Source organism: Methanosarcina mazei S-6 (assembly GCF_000970205.1).
GTDB lineage: Archaea > Halobacteriota > Methanosarcinia > Methanosarcinales > Methanosarcinaceae > Methanosarcina > Methanosarcina mazei.
In genome coordinates, this window is record NZ_CP009512.1 from 1,254,762 (window position 1) to 1,280,399 (window position 25,638).

Below are 25,638 nucleotides of genomic sequence, written 5' to 3' on the forward strand. Positions count from 1 at the left end.
CTGGGCAGCATTTTACTGATCGAGATGGAGGGGAGTATTTGACTGAGGGGGATAAATCCACTATAAAACTTAAGGTTGCAGAAGCCGATCAACGCGATGTGGGAAAAGGAATTGTCCGGATTGACGAGAAATTCCGGGAGAAACTGGGACTGAAACCTTTTGATGTTGTGGAAATCAGAGGTGGAAAATCAACTTCTGCTCTGATAGGGCGTCCGTATCCCAGTGATTCCGGGCTTGATATTGTCCGCATGGACGGGCTTATCCGTATGAATGCAAAGACCAGCATAGGGGAATATGTGGACATCCGCAAAGCTGATTGGAAAGAAGCAAAGAGTGTGACCCTTGCGCCTGTAGCCAAGGGCATGCAGATCTACGCTCCCAGTGAGACCCTCAAAGCCGTATTCATGAACCGCACGGTTTCAAAAGGGGACTTTATCTCTACCACAAGCCTTCGGAGGTCGCGGGAAAGGGAAACTTTCGGCAAGGGGGTAATGTTCGAGGATTTCTTTCAGGACTTCTTCGGACAGGGTTTTGGGCAATCTTTCGGTCTTGGGGAAATAAAACTTCAGGTTGTATCCACCTCTCCGTCCGGGATAGTAAAGATTACGGACATGACGCAGGTGGAACTTCTGCCGGAAGCAACGGAAATAACTCCTGAGCAAAACATTCCAACTGTAATGTACGAAGACCTGGGCGGGCTTAAAGACGCCATTGGCAGGGTCAGGGAAATGATAGAGCTGCCTCTGAAACACCCCGAGCTCTTTGACAGGCTCGGAATCGACGCTCCCAAGGGAGTGCTGCTTCATGGCCCTCCCGGGACGGGCAAAACTATGCTTGCAAAAGCCGTTGCTAATGAATCGGATGCTTATTTCATTTCAATTAACGGCCCCGAGATCATGTCAAAATACTATGGGGAATCCGAGAGGGCAATAAGGGAGATCTTTGAGGACGCAGAAAAGAATGCTCCTGCGATTATCTTCCTGGACGAAATTGATTCTATTGCCCCTAAAAGGGCTGAGGTCACGGGTGAAGTTGAACGGAGGGTGGTCGCCCAGCTTCTTTCCCTTATGGACGGGCTTAAAGCCCGCAAGAATGTGATTGTTATAGGGTCTACCAACCGCCCTGAAGCCATAGATATCGCACTCCGCCGTCCTGGAAGGTTTGACCGGGAGATTGAGCTCAGAGTTCCGGACACGGAAGGCAGGCTTGAGATTTTCCAGATTCATACAAGAGGGATGCCCCTTGCGGACAACGTAAATCTTATGGATTTTGCCCAGATAACCTACGGTTTTGTGGGGGCAGACATTGCTGCACTGTGCCGGGAAGCAGCCATGAGTGCTCTGAGGCGTATTTTGCCGAAAATCAACCTCAACGAGCCTGAAATCCCGGGTGAGATCCTCGATTCCCTTCAGGTAACAAGGGAAGACTTTGAAAATGCCCTGAAAGATGTCCAGCCGTCTGCCATACGAGAGATCCTGATAGAGGTCCCCAATATTGGCTGGGATGACGTGGGAGGGCTTGGAGAGGTAAAAGAGCTCCTGAAAGAGGCTGTGGAATGGCCGTTGAAGAGTCCAGAGTCTTACAGGAATATAGGGGTTGAGGCTCCTAAAGGCGTGCTCTTATACGGTCCTCCGGGTACCGGGAAAACCCTCCTTGCAAAAGCTATTGCCCACGAGTCCGATGCTAACTTCATCACAGCCAAAGGAAGTGATCTCCTTTCCAAATGGTACGGTGAGTCTGAAAAAAGGATTGCAGAGGTATTTACGCGCGCAAGACAGGTCGCTCCGTCTATAATTTTCCTTGATGAACTCGATTCCCTTGCGCCGGTCCGCGGGGCTTCCACAGGTGAGCCTCAGGTCACAGCAAGAATCCTTAACCAGCTCCTCTCGGAAATGGACGGGCTTGAAGAGCTCAGGGCTGTTGTGGTAATCGGGGCAACCAACCGTCCTGATATGATAGACCCTGCCCTTCTCAGGCCTGGGCGTTTTGATGAGCTGATCCTTGTTCCTGTACCTGATGAGGGGGCACGCAGGGAGATTTTCAGGGTACATACCGAGAATATGGCTCTTGCAGAAGACGTTGATATTGAAAAACTTGTTTCTCTTACAGACCAGTATACGGGTGCGGATATTGCAGCTGTATGCAAAAAGGCGGGAAGGTATGCCCTGCGTGAAGATCTGCATGCAAAAAGCGTCAGACAAAAACACTTCCTTCAGGCAATTGAAGAGACAGGGCCTTCGGTCACCCCGGACACAATGAAATATTACCAGGCAATAAGAGGAGAGCTGAGAAAAAGAAAATCAAAGGAAATAGAGAGCCCTTACTATATCTGAGTACAGATAATGGGTTATACCTGCACTCGTATTGCAGATTGTACCTGAATTTGTATGGCAGGTTATATCTTAATTCTTATGGCAGGTTTTGTCTGAATTCATATTGCACAGGCTATATCTGAATTCATATTGCCGATTGTATCTGAATACGGATGAAAAGGCTCAAGGGGAAAATTCTGTTTTTATTTCCTTCTTTGAATTTTTTGTTATTTTCCTGTCTCTGCCTGCTCATCGGTTTATTTTGTTTGACTTTAGTTACTTCTATTGTCCCTTCATGTTTATATGTATATATACACGTATAAATATAAATATGTATTTATATTCATGTTTCTATTTAGATTTATATTTCTATTTATATTTCAACTCTCTATTTTTTATCTTCAATAAAGATTTTTTATCCTCCAGGCTCTTTTTTATCTTTGCATCATAAATTCTCTAATAATGTCTTCATGCTATTTTTGTTAAAACATGGTTATTTTTTAATTAAATTTATTATTGACAACCTGTTACAGATAGCAATTCCGGATCAGAATTAAGGGCCTGCGGAAGCAATTTATATATAAACTTTTAAAATTATGTTAACCAATGGCATTAAATATAATAATTACTATCGGTAATATATATGCTGCTTCCAACACCCGAAGATCTTAAAAAAAGAAGAAATGAACTCGGGCTTACCCAGAGCGATCTGGCTAAAAGAGCAGGTGTAAGCCAGCCTCTTATAGCCCGCATAGAATCTGGAGACGTAGACCCGAGACTCTCAACGGTCAGGAAAATTCTTGATGCTTTTGAGGAAGCTGAAAAGGAAAGGCAGATTCTTATAAGGGACCTTATGCACTCCCCTGTCCTTCATGTTTCGCCTGAAGACTCGGTAGAAGAAGTGGTTAACCTTATGCATGTTCATGGTTTTTCACAGATTCCCGTGCTTGACAGGGGTATACCTGTTGGGAGTGTTTCTGAAGACATGATTGTAAGGCTGATGGGCGAGAGCAAGAAAAAACCAATCTCTCAGTTGAAAGTTTCAGGGATAATGGGGGAGTCATTCCCTACAGTATCTCCCGGAATATCTATTTCAGTAGTTTCGCATATACTCGAAGGAAATCCTGCTGTACTTGTGGTAGAAAAAGGAACCGTCGTGGGAGTTGTAACAAAACACGACGTGATGAAGCTCCTTCAGGGTCAATGAGTTAATTTCTTTTTCTTTTTTCATGAGTTCAGGAGTTGAGTTTGAGCAGGGAAACACATAAGTTATATACTAGGATTCAATTAAACCTGAATCCTTAGTTTAATTCAGTGCTTGACCTGTCTAAAATGATCAAATTATCATAACATGTGTGGTTCAGAGGTATGAAAGATTTCCAGCCTTTCTAACACACTGGATCTGATGGAAATATTACCCTGAATTATTTCGGGATTGCATGATTGAAAATTACAGGTTCACTAAGTTTTCCCAATAAAAAACAAACAAAATTGTGAGTTAATCTTTGAAAAAGTGTGGAGCATTAAAAATATGGATCTGGAAGATACCCTTCTGATGATGCCTGGTCCCGTATCTGTTGCACCCAGAGTGCTCAGGGCGATGTCAAAACCGATGATCAATCACCGGAGTGCCGAATTTGCCGGAATTTATACTGATTGCAGGGGAATTCTTGCAGATGTTTTCCAGACAAAAAATGACATCTTCTTACTCAGCGGCTCCGGGACTGCAGGAATGGAAGCTGCTGTCGGGTCTGTAGCCGGAAGCGGGGACAAAGTCATTGCCATAGAAAACGGAAAATTCGGAGAGCGCTTTAAAGACCTCGCAGCTCTTTATGCTGAATTAGTGCCGCTGGAATTTGAATGGGGCCTTCCTGTTGACCTCGAAAAGGTTAAGGAGAAGCTCGAAGAAGGGGCAAAAGCCATTACCCTTGTCCACAATGAGACCTCTGCAGGCATTATGAACCCTGCTGCAGAAATCGGCAAACTTGCTAAAAAATACGATGCCCTTTTTATAATGGACGGTGTAACCTCTCTTGGGGGAGATGAAGTCAAAGTCGATGAATGGGGTGTTGACATTGCAATCGTAGGCTCACAGAAATGCTTTGCAGCTCCACCGGGAATGGCAGCCGTTTCAGTAAGCGAAAAAGCCTTTGAGGCTATGAACTGCATGAAGAAGAGGCTCTACTATAATGACCTCAAAGCATATAAAAAGAGCGGGGACAAACCCAGGCCGGAAACACCTTACACACCTGCGATTCCTCTTTTCTATGCACTTCAGGAAGCCCTTCACATCGTAAAAGAAGAGGGAATGGAAGCCAGAATCAAAAGGCACAGGACCCTTTCAGAAGCTGTAAGGGCAGCAGCTGGTGCATTGAATATAGAGATGTTCCCTCAGCTCAATGAGTACAGCCAGTACTCCAACACAATCACAGCATTGAAATCCCCTGCAGGGATTGACGGAGAAGATATCAAAAATGATATGAAGAAGCGCGGCGTAATCATCGCTGGCGGGCAGGAACGCTTGAAGAGCAAGATTTTCAGGATTGGAAACATGGGTAATGTAACTGCAAGGGACGTTCTATCCACTATCCAGCAGCTGGAAATCGTGCTTCATAAGCACGGTTATATTGACAGCGTGGGAGCAGGTACTGAAGCTGCAACACGCGTTATTGACAGGCTATGAGAGGATTTTAAAAATTCTCCATGCCAGAGTTTATAAACGTTTCAGGAATACCAGAAGAACATATCTTAAATTCCGATCGGATTCACATGCCTACAATAGGGATTGCAGATACAACGTTTGCGCGCTATAATATGGGGCGTGCAGCAATTGACGAGATACAGAAAAATGTATCCGCACAGATTAAAAGAGTAACCGTACCCGGCATAAAGGACCTTCCGGTAGCAGCCAAAAAGCTTATCGAAGAAGAAGGCTGCGACATAGTAATGGCCCTTGGCATGCCTGGCGGCAAAGAAAAAGACAAAATGTGCGCTCATGAAGCTTCTCAGGGTCTTATTATGGCCCAGCTCATGACCAATACCCATATTATTGAGGTCTTTGTCCATGAGGATGAAGGAAAAGATGAGAAAGAACTCGCATTTCTGATGGACAGGCGGACCCGCGAACATGCTTTAAATGTGATAAAACTGCTCTTCAAGCCGGAAAAACTGGTCAGGGAAGCCGGCACCGGTCAAAGACAGGGGTTTGAAGATGCAGGCCCTTTAAGAATGTGATGTGACTTTAGTAACTTTAAATTAAAAACAAGACTGGAGACCTTATTCGATGACTATCAGCCTAGGATTTGTTGTAGCTGAATTTAACAGGGATCTTACCTATCAGATGGAGCTGCTTGGAAGAGAGCATGCAGAGTTCCTTGGGGCAACAGTTAAAGAGACTATTCTCGTGCCCGGGGTCTTTGATATGCCTCTTGCAATCAAAAAGCTCTGCCAGAGGGAAGATATTGATGCAGTGGTTACCATAGGGTCGGTAATCGAAGGCGAAACCGACCATGACCAGGTGGTTATGCAGCATGCCGCAAGAAAGATTATGGATCTTTCCCTTGAGTTCAACAAGCCGGTAACTCTTGGAATCCCCGGCCCGGGTATGACCAGGATGGCCGCACATGAACGTGTCGACTATGCCAAAAGGGCTGTCGAAGCTGCGGTAAAGCTGGTGCGGCGGCTGTGAAATTCTTTAACGTCTGATAAGCTAGCAAAATGTAATAAACCAGGACCATCCCTATGACATCCGCAAGGCTTAAGCGTGTAGAAGAATCCGCAACGATCAGGATCTCCAATATTGCAACCAGAATGATTAAAGAGGGTACAGACGTTATCAACTTTAGCCTTGGCGAACCTGATTTCGATACCCCGAAAAATATCTGCGATGCCGCAGCAAAGGCTATGTATGAGGGAAAAACCCATTATGCCCCTTCTGCAGGCATTCCGGAACTGAGATCTGCTATTGCCGAAAAACTGAGGACTGAGAACCATCTGGATGTGAGTGAAAAAGATGTGCTGGTCACTCCGGGTGCAAAGCAGGGGATTTTCGAAATAATGATGGGTTCCCTCGACGACGGGGATCAGGCCCTCCTCTTTGATCCTGCATGGGTAACTTATGATGCCTGCATCCGTTTTGCAGGGGCAGATACGGTTTGGGTTCCCACAGTTCCTGAGAAAGGTTTCCTGCCTGACAATTTTGCCGAATACATAAATGATAAAACAAAACTCATTGTTGTAAACAGCCCCGGCAACCCGACAGGCGGCGTATTCGGGAAAAAGACCCTTCAGTGCATTGCCGATATAGCAATTGACCATGACCTTCTGGTAGTCTCGGACGAGATCTATGAGAAAATCATCTATGACAGGGAACACATCAGCATCGGCAGCTTCGATGGGATGCAGGAGAGGACCATTACTGTAAACGGTTTTTCCAAAGCATACGCAATGACCGGCTGGAGGCTCGGATACCTGACAGCCCCTCCTGAGATTTTCAAGCTACTGCAGAAGATCCAGTCGCACTCCGTAAGCAGCGCTACCACCTTTGTCCAGTACGGCGGGCTTGAAGCCCTTCAGGGACCTCAGGAAGGGGTCAAGGCAATGGTAGACCGCTTTAAAATGCGCAGGGACATCCTTATTGACGGGCTGAATAAAATGGGGCTGGAATGCAAGAAGCCGGATGGTGCTTTTTACGCCTTTGCCAATGTAAGCGATTATGGAAACGGGACTGAAGTTGCTGAAAAGCTCCTGAAAGAAGCTCATGTGGCAGTAACTCCCGGAATCGCTTTCGGGGCTTCGGGCGAGGACTTTATCCGGATTTCCTATGCAACGTCCATCGATAGAATTCGTGAAGCCCTTGACAGGCTTGAAAAAGTGTTTGCATAAAACAGCAGGCGGTATGGGTAAGTTTACCCGTACCGTTTAAGGACTTCTTTTATAATTGTGCCGGTACTGCAAAGGGGGCATTCTTTTGAAAGCGGGATCCTTACTACTTTTGCAGGAAGCCCTCTTTTTGTAAGTTCTTTTTCCAGAATCTCTGTGTCAAAACGCTGGTCATAGCCCAGAGCAATGATATCCGGTTTGATCTCCCTGAGAGGTTCGAACATGTCCTTTTCACTGCCAAGAATGGCTTTATTTACCGCTTTGAGTGCATCTACCATCTCAAGCCGCTGTTCCTCGGGAATCACTGGTTTCGGCTTATGGGTCACATTGGAATCCCTGGCAATAATGACAAAGAGCTCGTCTCCGAGAGCCTTCGCCTGGGCCAGGAAATAAACATGTCCCGGATGGAGAATATCAAAAGTTCCGGTAGCCAATACACGCGTCAATAAATCACCTGGACTCGGGTAATATCCTGCAAGCATAAGAAACTTACTGAAAATAACTTCATTTCCCTGCAGGTAAGAATTCCATGTTATACAGCTTGTAGATAATGTGAACAGTCATTGATTTTTCCGAAAATAACCTTAGACCTGATGAACCTCTGATTACCGCAAGTAATATATATTGTTTGTAAATATGACTAATAATTATTAAATGGAAACCTGACAGCAATAGCCTGAAGCCAGATAATGCAATGTCGGAATTTCCGGGTTATTATAGAGCTGGTTGTTACCCCCGGGATTATCACAAGTAATATATAATTCTGGCAAAAATTACCATCTAGATAAGTTTATAGCAAGAGGAAACCCGTATGGTAAAAAAATCAATTCATGAGATTAATAAAAAAATTGAAGATGGGAGCGTCAATGTAGTCACAGCCGAAGAAATGGTTGGAATTGTTGAAGACCTCGGCGTGGAAAGTGCTGCGAAAGAAGTGGATGTGGTGACAACAGGCACTTTCGGAGCCATGTGCTCATCAGGTTTGATGCTCAATCTGGGTCATTCAGAACCCCCGATTAAAATTCAGAAATTATGGTTCAATAATGTTGAGGCGTACAGCGGGATTGCTGCTGTTGATGCTTACCTCGGAGCTGCCCAGATATCGGACACACGCGGGATTCAGTATGGAGGAGCGCACGTTATTGAAGACCTTCTCAGGGGAAAAGAAATCAATGTTCATGCAACTTCCTACGGGACAGACTGCTACCCGAGAAAAGTGCTTGATACGGCGATCACCCTTGAAGACTTAAACGAAGCCGTTCTTCTCAACCCCAGGAATGCATACCAGAAATACAACGCTGCAACAAACAGTTCTAAAAGGATCCTGAATACTTATATGGGTGAGCTTCTCCCCAACTTCGGAAACGTCACTTATTCCGGAGCAGGAGTGCTTTCTCCCCTGTCAAACGACCCGGGCTATGAAACTATAGGGACAGGCACAAGGATTTTCCTTGGAGGTGCGCAGGGTTATGTCATAGGCAATGGGACTCAGCATTCCCCATCCGGAAGTTTTGGAACCCTCATGCTTAAAGGGAACCTTAAGGAAATGAGCCCTGATTATTTAAGAGCCGCCTCTTTTGCAGGTTACGGGACAACCCTTTACATGGGAATCGGGATTCCTATTCCTATCCTGAATGAAAAGCTTGCAGCTGCAACTGCAGTACGTGACGAGGACATCACCACCAGTGTGCTTGACTATGCCATCGGAAGCAGGGACAAGCCTGTGGTCAGGCAGGTAAATTATGCCGAACTCAGATCTGGATCTGTGCAGATTGAAGGAAAGGATGTTCCAACATCTTCCCTTTCAAGCTTCAAGAACGCCAGAAAGATTGCAAACGAGCTGAAGGAATGGGTAAAACACGGAAAGTTCTTTGTCAGCATGCCTGTGGAAAAGCTTTGCAGTGAAGGCTCGGCAAAGCCCATGAAGCAGACTCAGGCAGTGCCTCTTGTAAAAGACGTTATGTCCGATTTCATTGTCACTATCAAAAAGGATCAGACTGTCCAGGACGCTGCAAAGAAAATCTGGGAGAACTCTTTCAACCACCTTGCAGTAGTTTCGGATACCGGTGAACTTGTAGGGATCCTCACAGCCTGGGATATCTCAAAGGCAGTCGCGGAAAACATTTTCGATTCCGTAGAAAGCGTTATGACGAAAAAGGTCCTTACCTGCGCCCCTAACGAACCTGTGGACCTTGCAGCCCGCAGGCTTGACCGCTACGGAGTTTCAGCAATGCCGGTGATTGATGCGCAGAAGAAAGTACTCGGGATTATCACAAGCGACAATATAAGCAAGCTCTTTGCAAGGAGGTACTGAGCATGAAAATAAAGATCTGCATCCCCACGGAAAGGATACATAACCCAATTATCTCCGAGTCCATCATAGAAACAGGGATCCTGCTTAATATTATGGTCGCAAACATTGACTCAACTTACGGAGAACTCATTGCAGACGTTAAAGATTCCAGGTTCGATAAAATTAAAAATGCTCTCGAGTCGAGAGGGGCAATCGTTGCAATTCTTGACCGGCCCATCCACAGGGACGAGGAAGAATGTGTTGAATGCGGAGCCTGCATTTCTGTCTGCCCTATGAATGTTTATGCCTTTGATGAGGACTGGAGCCTCTGCGTGGACGAAAAGAAATGTATCCAGTGCGGCATGTGCATCAAGATGTGCCCGCACGGGGCTTTAAAGCTGGGAGAATGAAAAACTGAGCCCCAGTTTTTTCATTTCTCTCCTTTTCATTTTTTATTTCCCGTTTATGTCCTTTTTTCTTTTTCTCCTTGTCGTTTCTTTTATTTCCCTCTTTGTGCCTCTTTTTTCCTTTCTCTTTTTTTTTCAGCTTTCTATCCAGTTCATAAAATTCAGATAAGGGTATATGAGTGTATACCAATTTCTATTTCGAAACTCCCATTATTTATAGATTGAAACAAATAATTATAATGTACAGTAAGATGATAACATAGGATGATAACAGGGTAAAGTCATCTCTGCCAGAAGTGTGTGCGGTCTGAAGCATCTTCTTCCAGAACTGCATTTTAAAACTTATCAGCGACCTCCTTAAAAACAGGTTTTTTCTCTATATTTTTTTCATTATAGGAGATAAAAAGTGGAGGTAATTTTCACGAAGAAAACGAATTTGTGAAATGGCTTTGAAATCCTTGAAAGGGGGAATAATACTATGAAAATCCTCGTGCTTTATTCAGGCGAACTGGGAAAAAAAGTTATCCAGAATCTGGTGAACTCATCAAGTTTCTGTGTGTCCTGTGGTGAGCTCTGCAACCACTGTCGTCAGGCAAGGAAATCTTATGCGAACCTGATCGTAGGAATCCATGAGTTTGCAGATGACCTTCCGGCATTTATTGAAGAGCCTGCCCAGTATATGCCTCCGAATCTTCCTGAATGTGATCTGATCCTTGCAATAGGCATACACCCCGACCTGTTTGCAGCCATTCCCGAAGTTGTGCAGAAAACGGGGGCAAAAGCCGTAATTGCACCGTCCGAGGACTCAAAGAAGACTCCTGCCGGCGTCCTTGAGCAGCTCAGAAAAGAACTCGAAGCCATGGGTATCGAATTTGAGGCTCCAAAACCTTTCTGTGCTCTTGATAAGACCGGAAAGCCGGTAATAGACTCTTTCGTGGACCTCGGTTTCGGAAGGCCTGTACTGAGGATAGAGATGAGCCCTGACGGAAAAATGTTCATAGGAGCGGGTGTACTCAGGGACGCACCCTGCGGCTCAACCTGGTTTGTCGCAAAAAAACTCGGCTGGACCGATGTTTCGGGATATAAAGAAACCATCTCAGGCGCCCACCATTCTTACCCCTGCACAGCAAGCATGGACAAAGATCCCCAGATCGGAGATACCATCCTGCACAAAGCCGGATATATCATCAGGGAGGCTGTGGAAGAAGGCATGGAATGCGCAAAAAAGGAGAAAGAAAAGTTTTCGACAGCCTGCAGTGATGAGGCCCAGGCTCTGGCTTTTGAAAATTAAACCGGAAACGATGAAGGCACTCCTTCCCGTGCCTTCCCTTCTTTTACCGGGCAAAAAGCTTCCGGCGAATTAAATAAACATTCACCTGAGTTCTGTATAAAACGTTCACGTGCGTCAGGTATAAACGTTCACGTTCGAGATGCCTTTTTCATTTTTTTCCTGGGAATTAATTTCTTCGCAGGGCTGTACCACCACAAACCCTTCTCCTCTGAAGACCATCTGGGCGGATTCCCCTGTGCTTCTTCCTACAATAGTTTTCAGGGAGATATCGCTTTTTATTTCCGGCTCCATGTTCCCTGTCCAGGCAACTGTGGCGCCAGGGTCGGTGAATAGAGGGCGCTCTCCGGTCACTCTGAAGACCAGGGGCTCATTGTGAGTGGTAATGGCGAATACGCCGGTTCCCTCAAGTTTTACATTGTAAATCTCTTTTTCCGTTATCCCTGAAAGCTTTCTAATCATCCTGATGTCCCAGCTAATGGAGTCTTCAATGGTGAGGATATCATTGAAGTTTACGCAGATCGAGTTATTTTCAAGTTTCAGAATTGAGACTTTCTTTCCTCTATCTGCAAGGAAAAGCTTTCCCACCCCTTCGGCTTTTATAAAACTGACACCTTCTCCTGCAAGGGATATTTTTACCTTTCTGCTAATCCCGTGTTCGAGAGCTTCTTCCCGTGTAAACTTTATGTTTCCGGTATATGCCACCATGGATCCTATCCTGGTCCATACCGCACCTCTAAGATTCGCTCGCAGCAGATGGTCCCGTTCAAGTTCAAAATTTTCCTGCCCAGGGGCTCTTTCTCCCATACTTTTGATAAAATCTTCCAATAAGTAGCAGCCCATCTTTTTACCTCTGGGTATATTTTTATTTTTTTATTATTGTCTAAATGTTTAATAGTTTCCAATAAATATAAATAAGTATTCCTGTGTTTTTTAATCTCAGGCAACCTTAGCAATTTAAGCAAGCTTCCTGTTATTTATATAATGCAAAACAATTGTATAATGTAAGATCTGGTTTTCCAGTTTTAGTTTCAGGAGGCAAACCATGAAACCAAAGATCGACTCCACAAGTTTTGGTTCAATTACTGTAGAAGGAGAGGCTTTTGATTATGATATTATTATCCGGCTTGACGGCAGGGTAGAAAAAAGGGAAAAAATGCTTTCGAAAGAAAAGTATGGGACTTCCCATAAGGTCTCTCTTGAAGAAGCCGAACATATTTACGAAGAAGGCACGGAGAAAATCATCATAGGAACCGGGCAGACGGGTTTTGTGGAACTTTCTGAGGAAGCTGAAGATTTTTTCAGAGGAAAAAGATGCGGGATAGAGCTTTTTCCAACTCCCTGGGCGATTGAACGCTGGAATGAAATCGAAGGCAGGGTTTCTGCAATATTTCATATAACCTGCTGAAACAGCTCTGCTTTCAGTTTCTCACATTTGTATTTTCAATTTTTTTCGATTTTTCCAATTCCTTCTAATTTTTTTAATTCCTTCTAATTTTTCAATTCTTTCTAATTTTTCAATTCTTTCTAATTTTTCAATTCTTTCTAATTTTTTTTAATTCTTTCTAATTTTTTTTAATTCTTTCTAATTTTTCGATTCTTCCTAATTTTTTCTAATTTTATTCGTATGCTCTTATGCCGGAGTTTGCTGTTTGAATTTCCATAATCTCTTTTCTTGTTTCCTTTGATTCTTTTATATAAATGTCCATCTGTGGGAAGGGTATTTCAATTCCTTCTCTTCTGTAAGCCTCAAAAATTCCGGCAGTAAGATAATTCTTTACCGCCATAAGGTCCCCGGTCTTTGCCCATGCCCTGAGCTGCAGATTTACGGAAGAATTCGCAAGCTCTGTAGTAACCACTGAGGGTTCCGGGTCCTGAAGTACAGGGGGGTAACCTTTCATAAGGTCCATGGCTATTTTGACAGCTTTTTCAAGGTCTGAATTATAGCTGATTCCCACATCCACTGAAGCTCTTCTTGTTGGCATACGGGTCATGTTGACAATTGAACTCCCCCAGACAAGCTTATTCGGGATTGTTATAAGCTGGTTGTCAGGCGTCAGGAGTTCAGTTGACATAATTCCTACGGATTTTACTTTTCCCGTCTGCCCGTTTACAGTTACCATTTCTCCGGTGTCAACGGGTCTGATCGCAGCAACCCATACCCCGGCTGCTATGTTTGTAAAGGTGTCCTGCATACCAAGCCCAAGGACCAGACCTATAACCGCAGAAAGCCCTACCACGTAACTGTCCACATCAAAACCCAGGCTCTTTAAAAATATCAGGACAACCACAACACACAGAAGGATTTTCAGAAAATGCCCAAGAAACTGCGTGGTAAGGGCAGGCAGTTTTGTTTTTTCGATCCCTCTCCTGAAAATACGCACAAGAAGTTTTACCAGAACAAGCCCGGCAACCAGTAATGCCAGTGAAAAGATCACTCTGGACACTGTTATATCAGTATACGGAATCACATGTTCTATAATTCCACTGCTTATTACGCCGTCCATTTTTTATCTCCTTTTTATTTCACAGATCTTTTATCCCAAATCAGAAAAGTTGGAAACGTTTTTATCTTACATCCAGTGATTCCTGACCTTAATCAGCGGAGAAGTATGGGCAGGACTGGATAGAGCAAACTTTAACATATACAGGGACTAAAGAAATATACCTTGAATAATTGCTTATGCCCTGAATTATTATCTGTACCCCAATTTACTGCAGGATTGCTGACTTACTAAATCCTCAGCTTTCTAAAATTATTTGTTATTTCAGGTATTAAATCTTACTGAATCACAAATATTATAAAGTTTTCTGCCTTTAAATTTATTAACCTGTATCTATCTTATCAAATTCCGGGAAGGCCTATATTGAAATGGATTAAAAAGCTCTTCGGAAAGCAGGAAAGCTCACACGAGAAGAATGCTTCTATCGAGATCGGTTTTGATGAACTGCCTGCATGGCTTGAGGAAAGCTCTCAAAAAATATCTTCAGAAATAAAGGGGGATGTCTCAGGGCTTTTTAAAGAGCTTGAGGCTGCGATTTCCGAGCTCAGGGAAAGCAATGACAATCTTCTGGAGGCAAAAGTTGAGGGAAATTTCGACATAAGAGCTGTTAAGCGGGCGAAGAGTAACCGTGAAAACGTAACAAAACAGGTAGGAGTATTTATAGATAAGCTTGGGATTCCGGAAAACACGGATTTTAAATCCCTTAAAGCGTTTCATGAATCAGCCATGCAGAGCCTGAACACCTGCCTTGAACATATGAACAGGAGCTTCCGGTATACCAGGCCTGTCTTTCCTCAGGAGTCAAAGGACGTTACTGACAGCCTCGGCAGGCTTGGCAAGGTCCTTAATGAGCTCAGGGAAACAATCCAGGGTCACAGGCGTGAAATGGAATCTATTGAAGAAGCTTCTAAAGGCATAAAAGAGGTCAGAGAAACCTGTTCTTTAATAAAAGCTGAAGAGGGCGAACTCAAAGCTAAAAACCGGAAACTCCAGGCTCTGAAAGATGAAATAGCCAGCAACAGTCGGACTCTCGAAGAGCTTAAACAGGGAAAAGCCTGGCAAAAACTGCAAAGACTTCAGGAAGAATCAACTCTTGCCGAAGGCAGGCTCAAAAAAGCCGAAGCAGGCCTGAACTCCCTTATTCTGCCTTTTTCAGGTAACCTCTCAAGAATAAAGAAACTCCATGAAAGCGGCAAATATACACTGAAGCCTGAGGTAAAGAAACAGCTCGATATCTGCCTTGAAAACCCTGTAAACCTTGAACCTTCCTTTTTCCCGGAGCTCCAGAAAGTTTTCGAGGACCATGCTCTTGATATACAGGCTCAGAAAAAAGAGAAAGCTCTGGCACAGGTCAGGTCTGCAGCCTCGGGTTTTGAAGAGAAGAAAAAAGAGTATACTGAAGCGCGGAAGGCGTTTGACTCCAGAAAATCAGAACTTGCAAGCTCGGATACCGGAGAACTTGCCTCGCTCGAACATAAGGTAGCAGAACTTCTTTCGAGAACCCTCCTGCTTGAAGAAGAGACCGAAAGTTCCGAAAAGAAACTGGCTGCCTTAAGAGACGATCTCAAAACCAGAGAAGAAAAACTTCAAGCCAGTGTTGCTGCAATTGATAGCGGCGTCAAGATAGGATTCCCATCCTGACTTAATTCTGGTTTTTTCTCTTTTCCGGGAAGGCCGCCTCCGGTGTCGAGCGTGCAGGAATGGTTCATTATCGCGGATAAGGTCACACCGGTCAGAATTTTTATAATTTTTCTTCTTTTAGCCCGTTTAATTGAGTTCACCCTTCAGGTTGATCTTAACAGTTTATTTTATCTGTATATCTTATGAATTTATAATTCATCAGCTCTTTAATTAATCTGGGGACTTAATCTTACGGGGACCGGGAGCTTTTTCAGATCATTGTCTGTTACCTGTGCTTTTTATGTAACTGCTGAAAGTTTTTCGGGCGATTAAAAAGCTGATGTGCTGGTTACTATGAGTAAGGTGTTGCTGCGTTTATCTGTTAAATTATTTCTGATCTCTATTTTTCTGTCATGGGCTGCGATCTTCTGTATTTCGGATGTGCAGAGGGCTTCTGCGGCTGAAATGGTTCTGGATGAAAATGAAAGCGGGAATGGCAGTGAAAACAGAGACTTTTTTCTTACAGACCTGAAGGAAGATGTTATTTATTCCGAAGAATCCATAACCCCTGCGCAGAAGAAGCTTTCAGAAGACCTGCTGAAGCTCTGTGACGAGCGCTATCTTTCAGGGGAAGAGTCTCCAGCGTCCCTGCGAGCCCGGATGATAAATCTGGGGCAGTTGAGTCAGGAAGATCCTGTAAGGGGAAGGGCAGCCGGTCCTGCAGAAGACGCTGAAGTCTTTTCAGGTCCGGGGCAAAATGCCAGCGAGTCTTCAGACCCTTCTTCAGAACCCTCTTTGTTTTCAGGTGATAAAGTCTATGTATACATCTATCTGAAGCCTTCTGCAAACAGCAGCGTACTTGAAGAGTATTGCGAAATTCAGGAAAGAGACGAAGAAAACCATATTGCTGTATCATGGGTCCCTCTTAAATCACTTGAAACCCTGGCTTCCCTTTCTGAAGTAAAAAATATTCAAACGGTTCTTCCCCCTTTTGTCAGGCAGGAAAACGCGGTTTCAGAGGGAGACTTTATCCTTAAATCCTCCAGCCTCAGGGATTCTTACGGTGTAAACGGGACAGGAATAAAAATAGGTATCATATCCGATGGCGTGGACAGTCTTGAGGATTCGCAGGCTGCAGGCAATATTTCCTATGGTGTGAATATTCTGAGCAATAAAATAGGAGGAAATGAAGGCACTGCCATGCTTGAGATTATCCAGGATATCGCCCCAGGTGCGGAGCTGTATTTCCATGACTGCGGGTCCAGCAGGCTTGAATTTAACAGGGCTGTAGATGCCCTTGTTAATGAAGGCTGTACAGTCATTTGTGATGATATTGGCTGGCTTTCAGAACCTTTTTTTGAAGACGGGATAGTTGCAAACCATATTAATGAAATCATAAAAAAGCACGACCTCCTCTACGTAAGCGCTGCAGGAAACTCAGGAGACAGCCATTACCAGTGCCTATTTTATGACAACGGGAGCGGCTGGCATGATTTCAGCAGCGGGCAGGGGGATGTGAAGAATCTGCAACTAGAGATCAGGCCCTCGGGAGAGACATGGGTTTTTCTTCAGTGGAACGACAGATGGGAACAATCGGAAAATAATTATGACCTCTACCTTAAAAATCGGGAAACTTCAGAGATTATCGCATCCAGCAAAGTCCATCAGGACGGGGACGATCTTCCCCTTGAATACATTATGTACACCAATAAAGGAGAAAACACCCTCAACGCTTCTATCGAAGTTAAAAAAGTTTCAGGGGAAGCAAGAGAACTTGAACTCTATATTTACTACTGGCCTGAAGTAAAAGTCAATCCTGAAAACATAATTGCTGAAGACTCGATTTTCGGACATCCTGCCCTTCCTGATGCGGTAACCGTGGGAGCGGTCGGCATGGGAGAATCAGGAGATTATGAGATCGAGAATTTTTCTTCCATTGGTCCTGCTACGATTTTTTACCCTTCTCCTGAGGTCCGCCAGAAAGCTGACATTTCAGGGCCTGACGGTGTAAACGTCACAGGTGCAAAGGGGGTTTCAGAGCAGTTTTTCGGTACAAGTGCATCTTCCCCTCATGTTGCAGGTATTGCAGCTCTTGTCTGGAGCGCTTTCCCGGAAAAGTCGGCTATGGATATCAGGAGGCTGCTCTATACTTCTTCGACAGACCTCGGTAATCCCGGCTATGATACTATTTTCGGCCACGGGCTTGTGGACGCTTTAAAAATGTATGAGCAGGCATCAGGAGCTTCTTCCACTTTTACTGTGAAGCCTGGCGGGGACGGGGATTTTTCTTCAATCTCAGATGCGGTAAACTACAGCAGACCGGGAGACTCAATTTTCGTATATTCGGGAATATACCGGGAAAATATAGACCTTCCCTGGTCCCTTAACTTAAGTTCTGCTTCCGGGAAGCCTGAAGACACAGTTCTGGAAGCAGAAAACTTCGAAGAGCCTGTTCTTCATGTGACTGCAAATTCCGTAAACATCACCGGATTCAGCATAAACGGGCCTTCGGGAGCTGGCATTTATCTCGAAAGTGCGGGAAGCTGTGAACTTAAAAATAACAGAATATCAGGTTGCACGCAGGGAGTCCTGTTTGAGTGTTCATCAAACAACACCCTTCAGGGCAATAATCTCTCAAACAATACGGAAGGGCTCAGGTTAACGGATTCTTTCCTCAATACAATCTTCGAGAATGAATTTGAAAATGGAATCAATGTCAATGAAAGCTTAAGTCAAAACTTTCCGGAAGAAAGGTTTTCAGGTCTTCCAAACAACTGGAACACGGCTGAAGGTATAAAATATCTCTATAACGGCGGGATTTACGAAAGCCGTTTTGGAAACTTTTACTCTGATTACCGGGGCCCGGATGCAGACGGAAGCGGGATAGGGGACCTTCCTTACGGCAGTGATTCCTTCCCACTTACTGCCAGACCTGCATCATATTCCACGGGTTTCGAGATAGGGAATATAAGTCCTGCCCGGGACTCAGCCTCAGTTGAAGGGGATGTGCTGGATTTTGGAATAAGGTCCACGAGAAACTGCACTTTTAGCTGGCTTATAAACGGAACCCTGGTGCAGACAAATGAATCTGCTTCTTCTGCTGTTTTTTCAATTAATACTGGGGAGTTGAGAGGCATAATTACAGAAAACAGCGACACCGATCCTCCCGGGTCTAAATACAATCTGACAGTTATTGCAGCAAACGGCTCTTCATTCCTGCAACACAGCTGGAACTGGACTGTTTATCCTGCAGAAACAGGGGCAAACACATCCGGGAATCTGAGTGAAGATAATATAATCAGGAGCATCAGTTATGAAGGGGATGGCGGTAAGAGTACGGGAGGGAAAGCGGGCGGAGGACGCGGCGGGATTTCCAGTTCTCCTGAGCCTTCGGGTAATATCGAGAACAGGGGAACAGCCCGTACCTCACCTTTTTCAGCCGCCGGTCAGGAGCAGGGCGAGACTTTGCAGTTCTCCTCTCATACCGCGCAGAATAATTCTCCTGGAAAAGGTCCTGACGGGGCTCCGGAACTCTGGGTCGCACGTGAAAATGAAAGCGGCTCATCAGAAGAAGAAAGCGGAGAGGACAGAAATGTTCCCAGGAATGTCCCTTCTCTCACGTCAGGGACATCTATCTTTATCCTGCTTACAGGTGCACTGTGCATTAAAAGGGAATGAAATGAATATTAGGAAATGAAATGGAGATCCAAAAATCTGGGTGCAATGAATAAAGGCTGTCTCCAGGCCCTGAATCTTTAATTTTGAACCTCTAACTATGAACCTATAACTTATCTCCGGAATAATAAGTTATATTTGGAAACTCTTTTAAAGGAGCATCCAGTTACCTGATAGTATATTTTTGATTCATGTGCAGGCATTATTTTGATTATAATTTGTACTGAGATGTGGCTATTTGAGATTTGCCGGCTTCTTGAATGCCGCTTTTAAAGATGAGTCTATAAAAGTTCCTGACCGGAGAGGTTTACCAATGACAGAAGCGCTTTACTTCCTTGACTGTTACCTGAAAGAATTCGAAGCAACCGTTGAAAAAGTGACTGAAGGCAAGTATATTGTCCTTGACCGCACTGCTTTCTATCCCGAGAGCGGCGGGCAGCCCAGTGATACCGGTAAACTGGTCCGGGAAAGGGACGGGGCTGAATTTAAGGTTGTTTATGCGGGCAAGTTCAATGGAGACATAAGCCACGAGATCTCTCCTGAAGGCGAAACCGGAGCAGAAGGTCTTAAGGTTGGAGATAAAGTAAAAGGTATTATTGACTGGGACCGCCGTTACAGGCATATGCGCATGCATACTGCAACCCATGTGATTGCAAATGTGATCGAAAAAGAAGCAGGAGCCCAGATTACCGGAAACCAGCTGGGGCTTGACCAGAGCAGGGTTGATTTCAGCCTTGAGGCTTTTGACAGGGAAAAGTTCGCAGAATACGAAAAAATCGCAAATGAAATAATAGCCGAAAACCATTCCGTAAATCTCTACCTTGTCAGCCGCAAAGAAGCTGAAGAAAGATTATCAAGGCTTACCACGCTTGCCAAAGGTTTCTCTGAAGAGATAACTGAAGTCCGCCTTGTTGAAATCGAGGGCGTGACAATTGAAGCCTGTGGAGGGTCACACCTTAAAAATACAGGAGAGATTAAAGGAATAAAGATTGAAAAACTCCAGAACAAAGGGAAAAGTAACAGGAGAATGTACTTTTCGCTCCTGGACCAAGCTTCTGGACTGAAATAACCAGGTGAGTTGAATTTCTATGAAATCTTTTTCCTTTAATTTTTAACAGCAGGCTATTGCAGGCTATTAACAGTGCTTAGCTACAGACTAAATACAGACGGTTCTGGAAGTCTGAATTTCTTATGATAAAAAACAAAAAAACGTTTTTGTTCTCTATTTTTCAAAATTACCTTGAATCTACAGGATGGAAAGAATCCATAGGATGGAAAATTCCTGATACGCAAAATCACTCTGATTTCTCTTCGTCCTGCCAGAGCCCAAAAGCATTATTCTCGGTATCCATACAAATTGCAAGATGTCCCCAGCCAGGGATAGCAATTTTTGGCATCAGCACTCTGCCCCCTAATTTTTCAACCTTTTCCAGGTATTCATCCACTGAAGGAACTCCAATATAATTCATTATTCTCTGGTCTGCTCCTTCTCTTTTCCTGAGGCCTCCTCCGAGCCCGGATTCCCCTTCAGGTCCTTCGGTTTCAATCAGGTAGTAATCCATTGTTTCCAGAGGCTTCTCAAATTTCCAGCCGAATAATCTGGAGTAAAAATTCTTTGCCCTCTCAGAATCATCCGCCGGGATATCAAAGTGAACTATTGTTGGCATGTTATCACAATAATACTGGACTTTGAAAGATTTAGTTTTTAAGGTAAAGAAGTTACCATAGGTAATTTCAAGTGGACATCTGGTGAGAGGGCGTTTCGGAAAATGCCTGATTTGTCAGTGATACAGCCTGATCTGCAAATTTATTATGTATATATTTATTATATTCAATGAATAATCCTTTATTTAATAATAAATTACCGAGCATATGAATCATGTACTGGATCGCGGCACATATGAACCATGTACTGGCTCACCTTTCTTGATTTATTCCGCAGACTTTCATCCTGTTAATTAATCGGGTTAAGAAGATGTAAACTTATGAAGTGATTCTATGGTAAAACTGGGTCAGGAAGGAGCAAAATGCGGTTATCGCGACGAAAAGGCTTCTCTTAAAGGTGAGCTTGAACGCCAGCTAATACACCTTTTTACAGGAATTTTTTTTATAATTTTTGTTTACTTAACAGGGGACCACGCACTAACCCTTCTTCTCCTCCTGCTGGTTTTTTATCTGGCAGTAATTTATGTTATTCTAAATGAAATGCTTCCCTCCCCACTTTACGCTTTCCTGTGCAGGTGGGGAAGGCCCGGAAAGCAGAATATCCCTCTTAAAGGGACTATACTTCTGGTTTGCGGGATAGTAGTCTCTCTTATATTGTTCCCTGAAGAGATCGTATATGCCTCCATAGCAGTGGTCGGGTTTGGAGATTCGGTAGCAACCATTGCAGGCGTCACTCTTGGAAGGCATAAACTTCCTTATTCGGAAAATAAGAGTATCGAAGGAACTCTTGCAGGAATTCTGGCAGCCTTCTTCACATCCATGTTTTTTGTAACTCCTGTACAGGCGTTTGTCGGGTCTGCGGGCGGAATGCTGCTGGAAAGCGTTGTGGATTTGCAGACAATAAAAGAACTTAATTCTCAGGCAGCTTACAAATTTTTCTTAAATGATAATTTTTTAATCCCTGTATTTTCAGGCCTGCTTATGTTTATTGTCGGACTTTTTTAATTGACACTCCTCCATGCCCAAGCTTTAAATTGCATGAAGTATATATTTTATTTAACTAAAAAATATATTTAGATCTTATATATCTTAAATGGGGGGTAAACAAGTGACAGGGATCATAAGGTTGATTATAGGATTGATTATTCTGATCATCCTTATTCAGCTACTTCTCAGCTTGCTTTAATCGGCAGGAAAAGAGAGCTTCAGTTTTTTATCGGTCGTGGTTACAGGAGAATGTTGGAGGACGGATAGACGGCAGCATGCCGGATAGCTGATATTTTCTATGTAACTGGAAATAAATTGAAAATAATAAACCTGAAACTTCTCTTCTATGGGCACATATTAAAAACAGCTTATACTGCACAAATAGAAATCATAAATAATATTCCACTCGGATAAAATGGAAATCCGAATGAAAATATAAATCCCGATAACAGGCTTAAAGGGAAAGGAAAATTAGCAGGATAAACGTATCACAGACATGCTCCAGTTGCTCTGCTTTTAGTCATAAAGCACCTCTATGGTTTTTCCTGATAAATGCATTTTTTAAGCTTGCCGCCTGTTATCCGGCCTTTCCTGCAAATATTTTTTTCCGAATGTCCTTTTTTCCGAATGTCCTGTCAATTTTTCAGGTACTTTAACTGACTCTGAAGAGTACAAACAGGAAAGCTGCATATAGAGACAGCAATGCCGCTCCTTCCCATCTTTTTATTTCCCAGCCTGTGCTGATGAATATAAGCAGGACCACGCTTATGAATATCATTACAGGAGCTGTAAAGACGAGGCTTATCTCTGCAACGGCGATCGGGAAGAGAAGACCGGAAACTCCAAGGATCATAAGTATATTTGTGATATTCGAGCCTATTATATTCCCAAGTGCAATATTTCCGTAACCCTGCCTTGCTGCGGATACCGTTACCGCAAGTTCGGGAAGGGAGGTCCCTATTGCAACCAGAGTAGTGCCTATGATGGTGTCCGGAATTCCGAGGATCTCTGCAAAAAATATTGACTCACTGACGAAATACTTTGCTCCTATTATAATGGCTGCACAGCTCAATATCAGGGCAAGGATATCTTTTGAAAAGCTATTTTTTGGCTGGCAGTTTTTGTTGCCTGAATCTCCGTTAGTGCGGCTAACACCGTTATTTATGCCATTGATTTTCTGTCTTGCACTGTTTATATACTGGAACTTAACGAAATATTTTATGAATTCTTTGAAATAGAGCTTACCTTCATGTTTGTCTGTTTCTTCAAACAGGAAAAATGTGTAAGCTATATACAGCAGTAAGAACAGGCTGGCTTCGATTTTCGATAATTCCCCGTTGAGTGCAAAGGCAAAGAAAAGTAAAGCTGCAAAGAGCATTATATAGCCGTCTCTCCTTAGCATCTCAACTTCGGTTTTCATTGGAGAAAGAAATGCAGCAATTCCAACAATCAAACCTATGTTTGCAATGTTTGAACCTACAACGTTTCCTATTACTATACCACTTGCCTGCTGGATAGAAGCAGCCATCGAAGAAGCAAGTTCGGGAATCGATGTACCGACTGCCACAAGGGTCAGCCCTATAATAAATTCCGAAATTCCAAGCTTCTTTGCAATCGATGATGCAGACTTAACGAAATAGTCTGACCCCTTGACCAGAAAAACCAGGCCAAGCAAAAGAATGAGAAAATTTGTTATGACCATAAAATAACGTCGGATCGATTTTTTCTGTTTACTCTAGTTCTTGATCTGGACCTTAATCTGCAGAACTCTTATTAAAGGTTTTCAGTTAAAAAAGAAATTAAAGATTTTGCTTATTCAGGAAGCTAAAACTTTTCCGGCTACGGATTAAATGTTCCTGCTGACAGCCATTCCGGTCTGAAAAGTTACTTTTAAGACCGATAGCAGAGAAAATGAACAGAGTTTCGGGCAGGTTAAACTCAGGTATATGAACTCAAAATATATGCCTCGCAATTAAAATTCGGTCACATATAGATTTTTTTTCTTAATAACCTGCAAGGCATGGCCATTTTCAGGGAAGTTTTTCTTCATAAGTCGTATGTTTATTTCCTGATAAAGTAATTTTTCCGATTCGATAGCCCTTTTGGAGAGGATTTTCTTTTGTCTATAAAGCTTATAACAGGGCTATATCAGGGGTTTAAACAAAAATCGGGATTATTTTATATCTTTTCTATTTTTCATTAATGCCAGATCTCATATTAATAAAAAATAAAGGGCTTCTAAAGCAAAATATTCATCTTCTAACAAACGTTTTAGTTGAATTATTTTTTATATTATTTATTGCATAATACTGAATGGAGGGTGGGCAAATAAGGGAAATTAGGTAATGGCTATCCTTAATCCTGCAAGGAAAACCTGTAAAAAAGGAGTCCTTACCAGATTGAGAAGTCCATTACAGGCACAGTTTATCTGGCTAAAGATGCCCTGAAATGTGCCAGAGGAAAGATTCAGCTTCGGTGTCAGGCCCTGCCTTCAGGGATATAGATGCCTCCTGCTGATTACCAGAAACTCGAACTTTTTGAACGAAGATAACCGAAATAAGTACCGAATCTAAAGGAAATTTGCAACAGCAAATCTGGTAAGGGTCCAAAAGCGTTCGAAGGTTTACGATAAATAATCTATTATGGGGGAAAAATATGAAGACAAGTCCGATTGAAGTTCAGAAGGCTTTGAAGGGTATGGATTATCCTGCAAAGAAGAAAGATCTTATTGAACATGCCAAGAAGCATAAAGCAGGTAAGGATGTAATGTCAGTCCTCGAGGACCTTCCTGACCATGAATACTCCAATGCTGCCGATGTTAGCAGGGAGTTCGCAGGCAAATAACTTCTGAATAAACAGTACTCAGATGGGAGGCGAGTTATAAGCTTTAATGCTGGTCGAAGTTGAGGGATTTCAGGCTGTCTGGTTATCTGAAACATGATGAACTGGTAGACATACAGAACAGGAGAAGGTCCAGATTCTGGAGTTTGTGGCATCAAGACAACCTCTGAAATGTCTATAGCCTCCCATCTAGAGCAGGAAAATATTCCGGAGGTTAAATGCCTCCCATTTTCAAAAATATTTTGGTTTATAGCTTTATTCTCGTCATTTTTTCCTCTTTCTTCTCATTTTCACTTCACTGACCCCTGAATCAGGCTGAGAAAATATAAAACTGTCAGAGGCTAACTTTTCAGACCCTATCCTTTCAGGCTCTTAATATTTTCAGACTTTTACCCTCAATTATTATGCGATCTGACCGTTTCTGGCTGTGAGATTAACTTTTCTGGACTTTTCATGTCACAGGCTTTTATATTGAACTTTATCCCGGGTCATAATAACTGTTTTGAAAATAACTGTCTTATTTACTGCATAGAGGATCGCAAAAAATGCCTTTTAAAGTCCTGAAATAAACTTCGGGAGACTTCATAATAGTTCAAACAGCTGCAACAACAATAAATACTAACATGCCGGATATTTATTATTCAATTAGTTCATTGAGACACACTGCGGAATAACCCATGGGTGAGTGCGGGCTCTTGAATTACTTGATATAAAACCAGGATTAACCGAGGGGGAAATAAATGGAACGAAAAAGTTTCCAGAATAAAGATCGGGACCAGAGCAGAGAAAGCGATTCCGGAAAAGAAGGCGGCTTCGGCAGAGAACCGCAAAAGATGTACACAGCAAAATGTTCTGACTGTGATATAGAAACCGAGGTGCCCTTCAAACCGGACCCTGACAGACCGGTCTACTGCAGGCAGTGCTATGCAAAGAGAAAAAGTAGAAACTTCTAAACCGAATGGGTTATCTGATAGTTTAATTTTGACAGATAAAACAGATACGCTTCGTACAGGCGATTTCTAAGCTGCTTCGAAATCTTATCTGTATCACTTAATTTTTTAATCTATATCACTTAATTTTTAATCTATATCGTTTAATTTTTGATCTTGCTTTATTTGCTTTTTGACGTATATCTATCTCCCTTTATTCTTCTTTCAAGTTTTTC

At 43.3% G+C, this 25,638-nt stretch carries 22 protein-coding genes; 16 read left to right on the forward strand and 6 right to left on the reverse strand.

Features of this window, described 5'->3' with window-relative positions:
• Positions 1-38 precede the first annotated feature (38 nt).
• The 6 genes from MSMAS_RS05570 to MSMAS_RS05595 all read left to right on the forward strand — a co-directional run bounded on the left by MSMAS_RS05570 (position 39) and on the right by MSMAS_RS05595 (position 7,196).
• Entirely contained in the window at positions 39-2,333 is a 2,295-nt protein-coding gene (locus MSMAS_RS05570; protein WP_011032202.1) for a CDC48 family AAA ATPase, read from the forward strand.
• A 622-nt stretch (positions 2,334-2,955) separates the two neighbouring features.
• Positions 2,956-3,519, forward strand: coding sequence for a helix-turn-helix domain-containing protein (locus MSMAS_RS05575; protein WP_011032201.1), 564 nt, complete (start codon positions 2,956-2,958; stop codon positions 3,517-3,519).
• 324 nt (positions 3,520-3,843) lie between these two features.
• The gene (locus MSMAS_RS05580; protein WP_048043025.1) at positions 3,844-4,995 is read left to right on the forward strand and encodes a pyridoxal-phosphate-dependent aminotransferase family protein; all 1,152 of its coding nucleotides are present in this window, start codon (positions 3,844-3,846) and stop codon (positions 4,993-4,995) included.
• An 86-nt stretch (positions 4,996-5,081) separates the two neighbouring features.
• On the forward strand, positions 5,082-5,546 hold the full coding sequence (gene ribC, locus MSMAS_RS05585) for a riboflavin synthase (RefSeq protein WP_011032199.1): 465 nt from the start codon (positions 5,082-5,084) through the stop codon (positions 5,544-5,546).
• A 49-nt stretch (positions 5,547-5,595) separates the two neighbouring features.
• Complete coding sequence (gene ribH, locus MSMAS_RS05590) at positions 5,596-6,000, forward strand: 6,7-dimethyl-8-ribityllumazine synthase (protein WP_011032198.1); 405 nt, start codon at positions 5,596-5,598, stop codon at positions 5,998-6,000.
• Between the two features lie 53 nt (positions 6,001-6,053).
• Complete coding sequence (locus MSMAS_RS05595) at positions 6,054-7,196, forward strand: pyridoxal phosphate-dependent aminotransferase (RefSeq protein ID WP_015410965.1); 1,143 nt, start codon at positions 6,054-6,056, stop codon at positions 7,194-7,196.
• Between the two features lie 23 nt (positions 7,197-7,219).
• Here the strand turns inward: MSMAS_RS05595 and MSMAS_RS05600 are convergent, their stop codons facing one another.
• A complete protein-coding gene (locus tag MSMAS_RS05600; RefSeq protein ID WP_011032196.1) occupies positions 7,220-7,675 on the reverse strand; it encodes an adenylyltransferase/cytidyltransferase family protein in 456 nt (151 codons plus the stop codon).
• A gap of 329 nt (positions 7,676-8,004) precedes the next feature.
• Here MSMAS_RS05600 and MSMAS_RS05605 point away from each other — a divergent pair, with 329 nt between their 5' ends.
• Both MSMAS_RS05605 and MSMAS_RS05610 read left to right on the forward strand, forming a co-directional pair.
• Positions 8,005-9,507 (forward strand): L-aspartate semialdehyde sulfurtransferase, encoded by a 1,503-nt coding sequence (locus MSMAS_RS05605; protein WP_011032195.1) that lies wholly within the window; start codon positions 8,005-8,007, stop codon positions 9,505-9,507.
• A 2-nt stretch (positions 9,508-9,509) separates the two neighbouring features.
• The gene (locus MSMAS_RS05610; protein ID WP_011032194.1) at positions 9,510-9,896 is read left to right on the forward strand and encodes a 4Fe-4S binding protein; all 387 of its coding nucleotides are present in this window, start codon (positions 9,510-9,512) and stop codon (positions 9,894-9,896) included.
• Here the strand turns inward: MSMAS_RS05610 and MSMAS_RS05615 are convergent.
• The gene (locus MSMAS_RS05615) at positions 9,856-10,083 is read right to left on the reverse strand and encodes a hypothetical protein (protein ID WP_048040136.1); all 228 of its coding nucleotides are present in this window, start codon (positions 10,081-10,083) and stop codon (positions 9,856-9,858) included. The two genes, MSMAS_RS05610 and MSMAS_RS05615, sit on opposite strands and share 41 nt — an antisense overlap.
• A gap of 288 nt (positions 10,084-10,371) precedes the next feature.
• Between MSMAS_RS05615 and MSMAS_RS05620 the strand changes: the two genes are divergently transcribed.
• Positions 10,372-11,184, forward strand: a complete 813-nt coding sequence (locus MSMAS_RS05620; protein ID WP_011032193.1) for a DUF166 domain-containing protein — start codon at positions 10,372-10,374, stop codon at positions 11,182-11,184.
• A 114-nt stretch (positions 11,185-11,298) separates the two neighbouring features.
• Here the strand turns inward: MSMAS_RS05620 and MSMAS_RS05625 are convergent, their stop codons facing one another.
• Entirely contained in the window at positions 11,299-12,024 is a 726-nt protein-coding gene (locus tag MSMAS_RS05625) for an AIM24 family protein (protein WP_048046357.1), read from the reverse strand.
• 202 nt (positions 12,025-12,226) lie between these two features.
• Here MSMAS_RS05625 and MSMAS_RS05630 point away from each other — a divergent pair, with 202 nt between their 5' ends.
• Positions 12,227-12,589, forward strand: a complete 363-nt coding sequence (locus tag MSMAS_RS05630) for an Mth938-like domain-containing protein (protein WP_011032191.1) — start codon at positions 12,227-12,229, stop codon at positions 12,587-12,589.
• 211 nt (positions 12,590-12,800) lie between these two features.
• Here the strand turns inward: MSMAS_RS05630 and MSMAS_RS05635 are convergent, their stop codons facing one another.
• Positions 12,801-13,688, reverse strand: a complete 888-nt coding sequence (locus MSMAS_RS05635) for a mechanosensitive ion channel family protein (RefSeq protein WP_011032190.1) — start codon at positions 13,686-13,688, stop codon at positions 12,801-12,803.
• Between the two features lie 360 nt (positions 13,689-14,048).
• Here MSMAS_RS05635 and MSMAS_RS05640 point away from each other — a divergent pair, with 360 nt between their 5' ends.
• The 3 genes from MSMAS_RS05640 to alaXM all read left to right on the forward strand — a co-directional run bounded on the left by MSMAS_RS05640 (position 14,049) and on the right by alaXM (position 20,049).
• Entirely contained in the window at positions 14,049-15,326 is a 1,278-nt protein-coding gene (locus MSMAS_RS05640; RefSeq protein WP_048037123.1) for a coiled-coil domain-containing protein, read from the forward strand.
• A gap of 333 nt (positions 15,327-15,659) precedes the next feature.
• Positions 15,660-18,983: a NosD domain-containing protein gene (locus tag MSMAS_RS05645; RefSeq protein ID WP_230633345.1), complete on the forward strand. Its 3,324-nt coding sequence runs from the start codon at positions 15,660-15,662 to the stop codon at positions 18,981-18,983.
• A 310-nt stretch (positions 18,984-19,293) separates the two neighbouring features.
• Positions 19,294-20,049, forward strand: coding sequence for an alanyl-tRNA editing protein AlaXM (gene alaXM, locus MSMAS_RS05650; protein WP_048037132.1), 756 nt, complete (start codon positions 19,294-19,296; stop codon positions 20,047-20,049).
• 226 nt (positions 20,050-20,275) lie between these two features.
• Here the strand turns inward: alaXM and MSMAS_RS05655 are convergent, their stop codons facing one another.
• The gene (locus MSMAS_RS05655; protein WP_011032186.1) at positions 20,276-20,647 is read right to left on the reverse strand and encodes a VOC family protein; all 372 of its coding nucleotides are present in this window, start codon (positions 20,645-20,647) and stop codon (positions 20,276-20,278) included.
• A 331-nt stretch (positions 20,648-20,978) separates the two neighbouring features.
• On the opposite strand from MSMAS_RS05655, the gene MSMAS_RS05660 reads away from it, so the two are divergent.
• Positions 20,979-21,650 (forward strand): diacylglycerol/polyprenol kinase family protein, encoded by a 672-nt coding sequence (locus MSMAS_RS05660; RefSeq protein WP_011032185.1) that lies wholly within the window; start codon positions 20,979-20,981, stop codon positions 21,648-21,650.
• A gap of 634 nt (positions 21,651-22,284) precedes the next feature.
• Here the strand turns inward: MSMAS_RS05660 and MSMAS_RS05665 are convergent.
• Positions 22,285-23,334, reverse strand: coding sequence for a calcium/sodium antiporter (locus MSMAS_RS05665; protein ID WP_048037145.1), 1,050 nt, complete (start codon positions 23,332-23,334; stop codon positions 22,285-22,287).
• A gap of 953 nt (positions 23,335-24,287) precedes the next feature.
• On the opposite strand from MSMAS_RS05665, the gene MSMAS_RS05670 reads away from it, so the two are divergent.
• Positions 24,288-24,476 (forward strand): DUF2795 domain-containing protein, encoded by a 189-nt coding sequence (locus tag MSMAS_RS05670; protein WP_011032182.1) that lies wholly within the window; start codon positions 24,288-24,290, stop codon positions 24,474-24,476.
• Positions 24,477-25,213: 737 nt separating this feature from the next.
• The gene (locus MSMAS_RS05675; RefSeq protein WP_011032181.1) at positions 25,214-25,426 is read left to right on the forward strand and encodes a CxxC-x17-CxxC domain-containing protein; all 213 of its coding nucleotides are present in this window, start codon (positions 25,214-25,216) and stop codon (positions 25,424-25,426) included.
• The last annotated feature ends 212 nt before the right edge of the window (positions 25,427-25,638 follow it).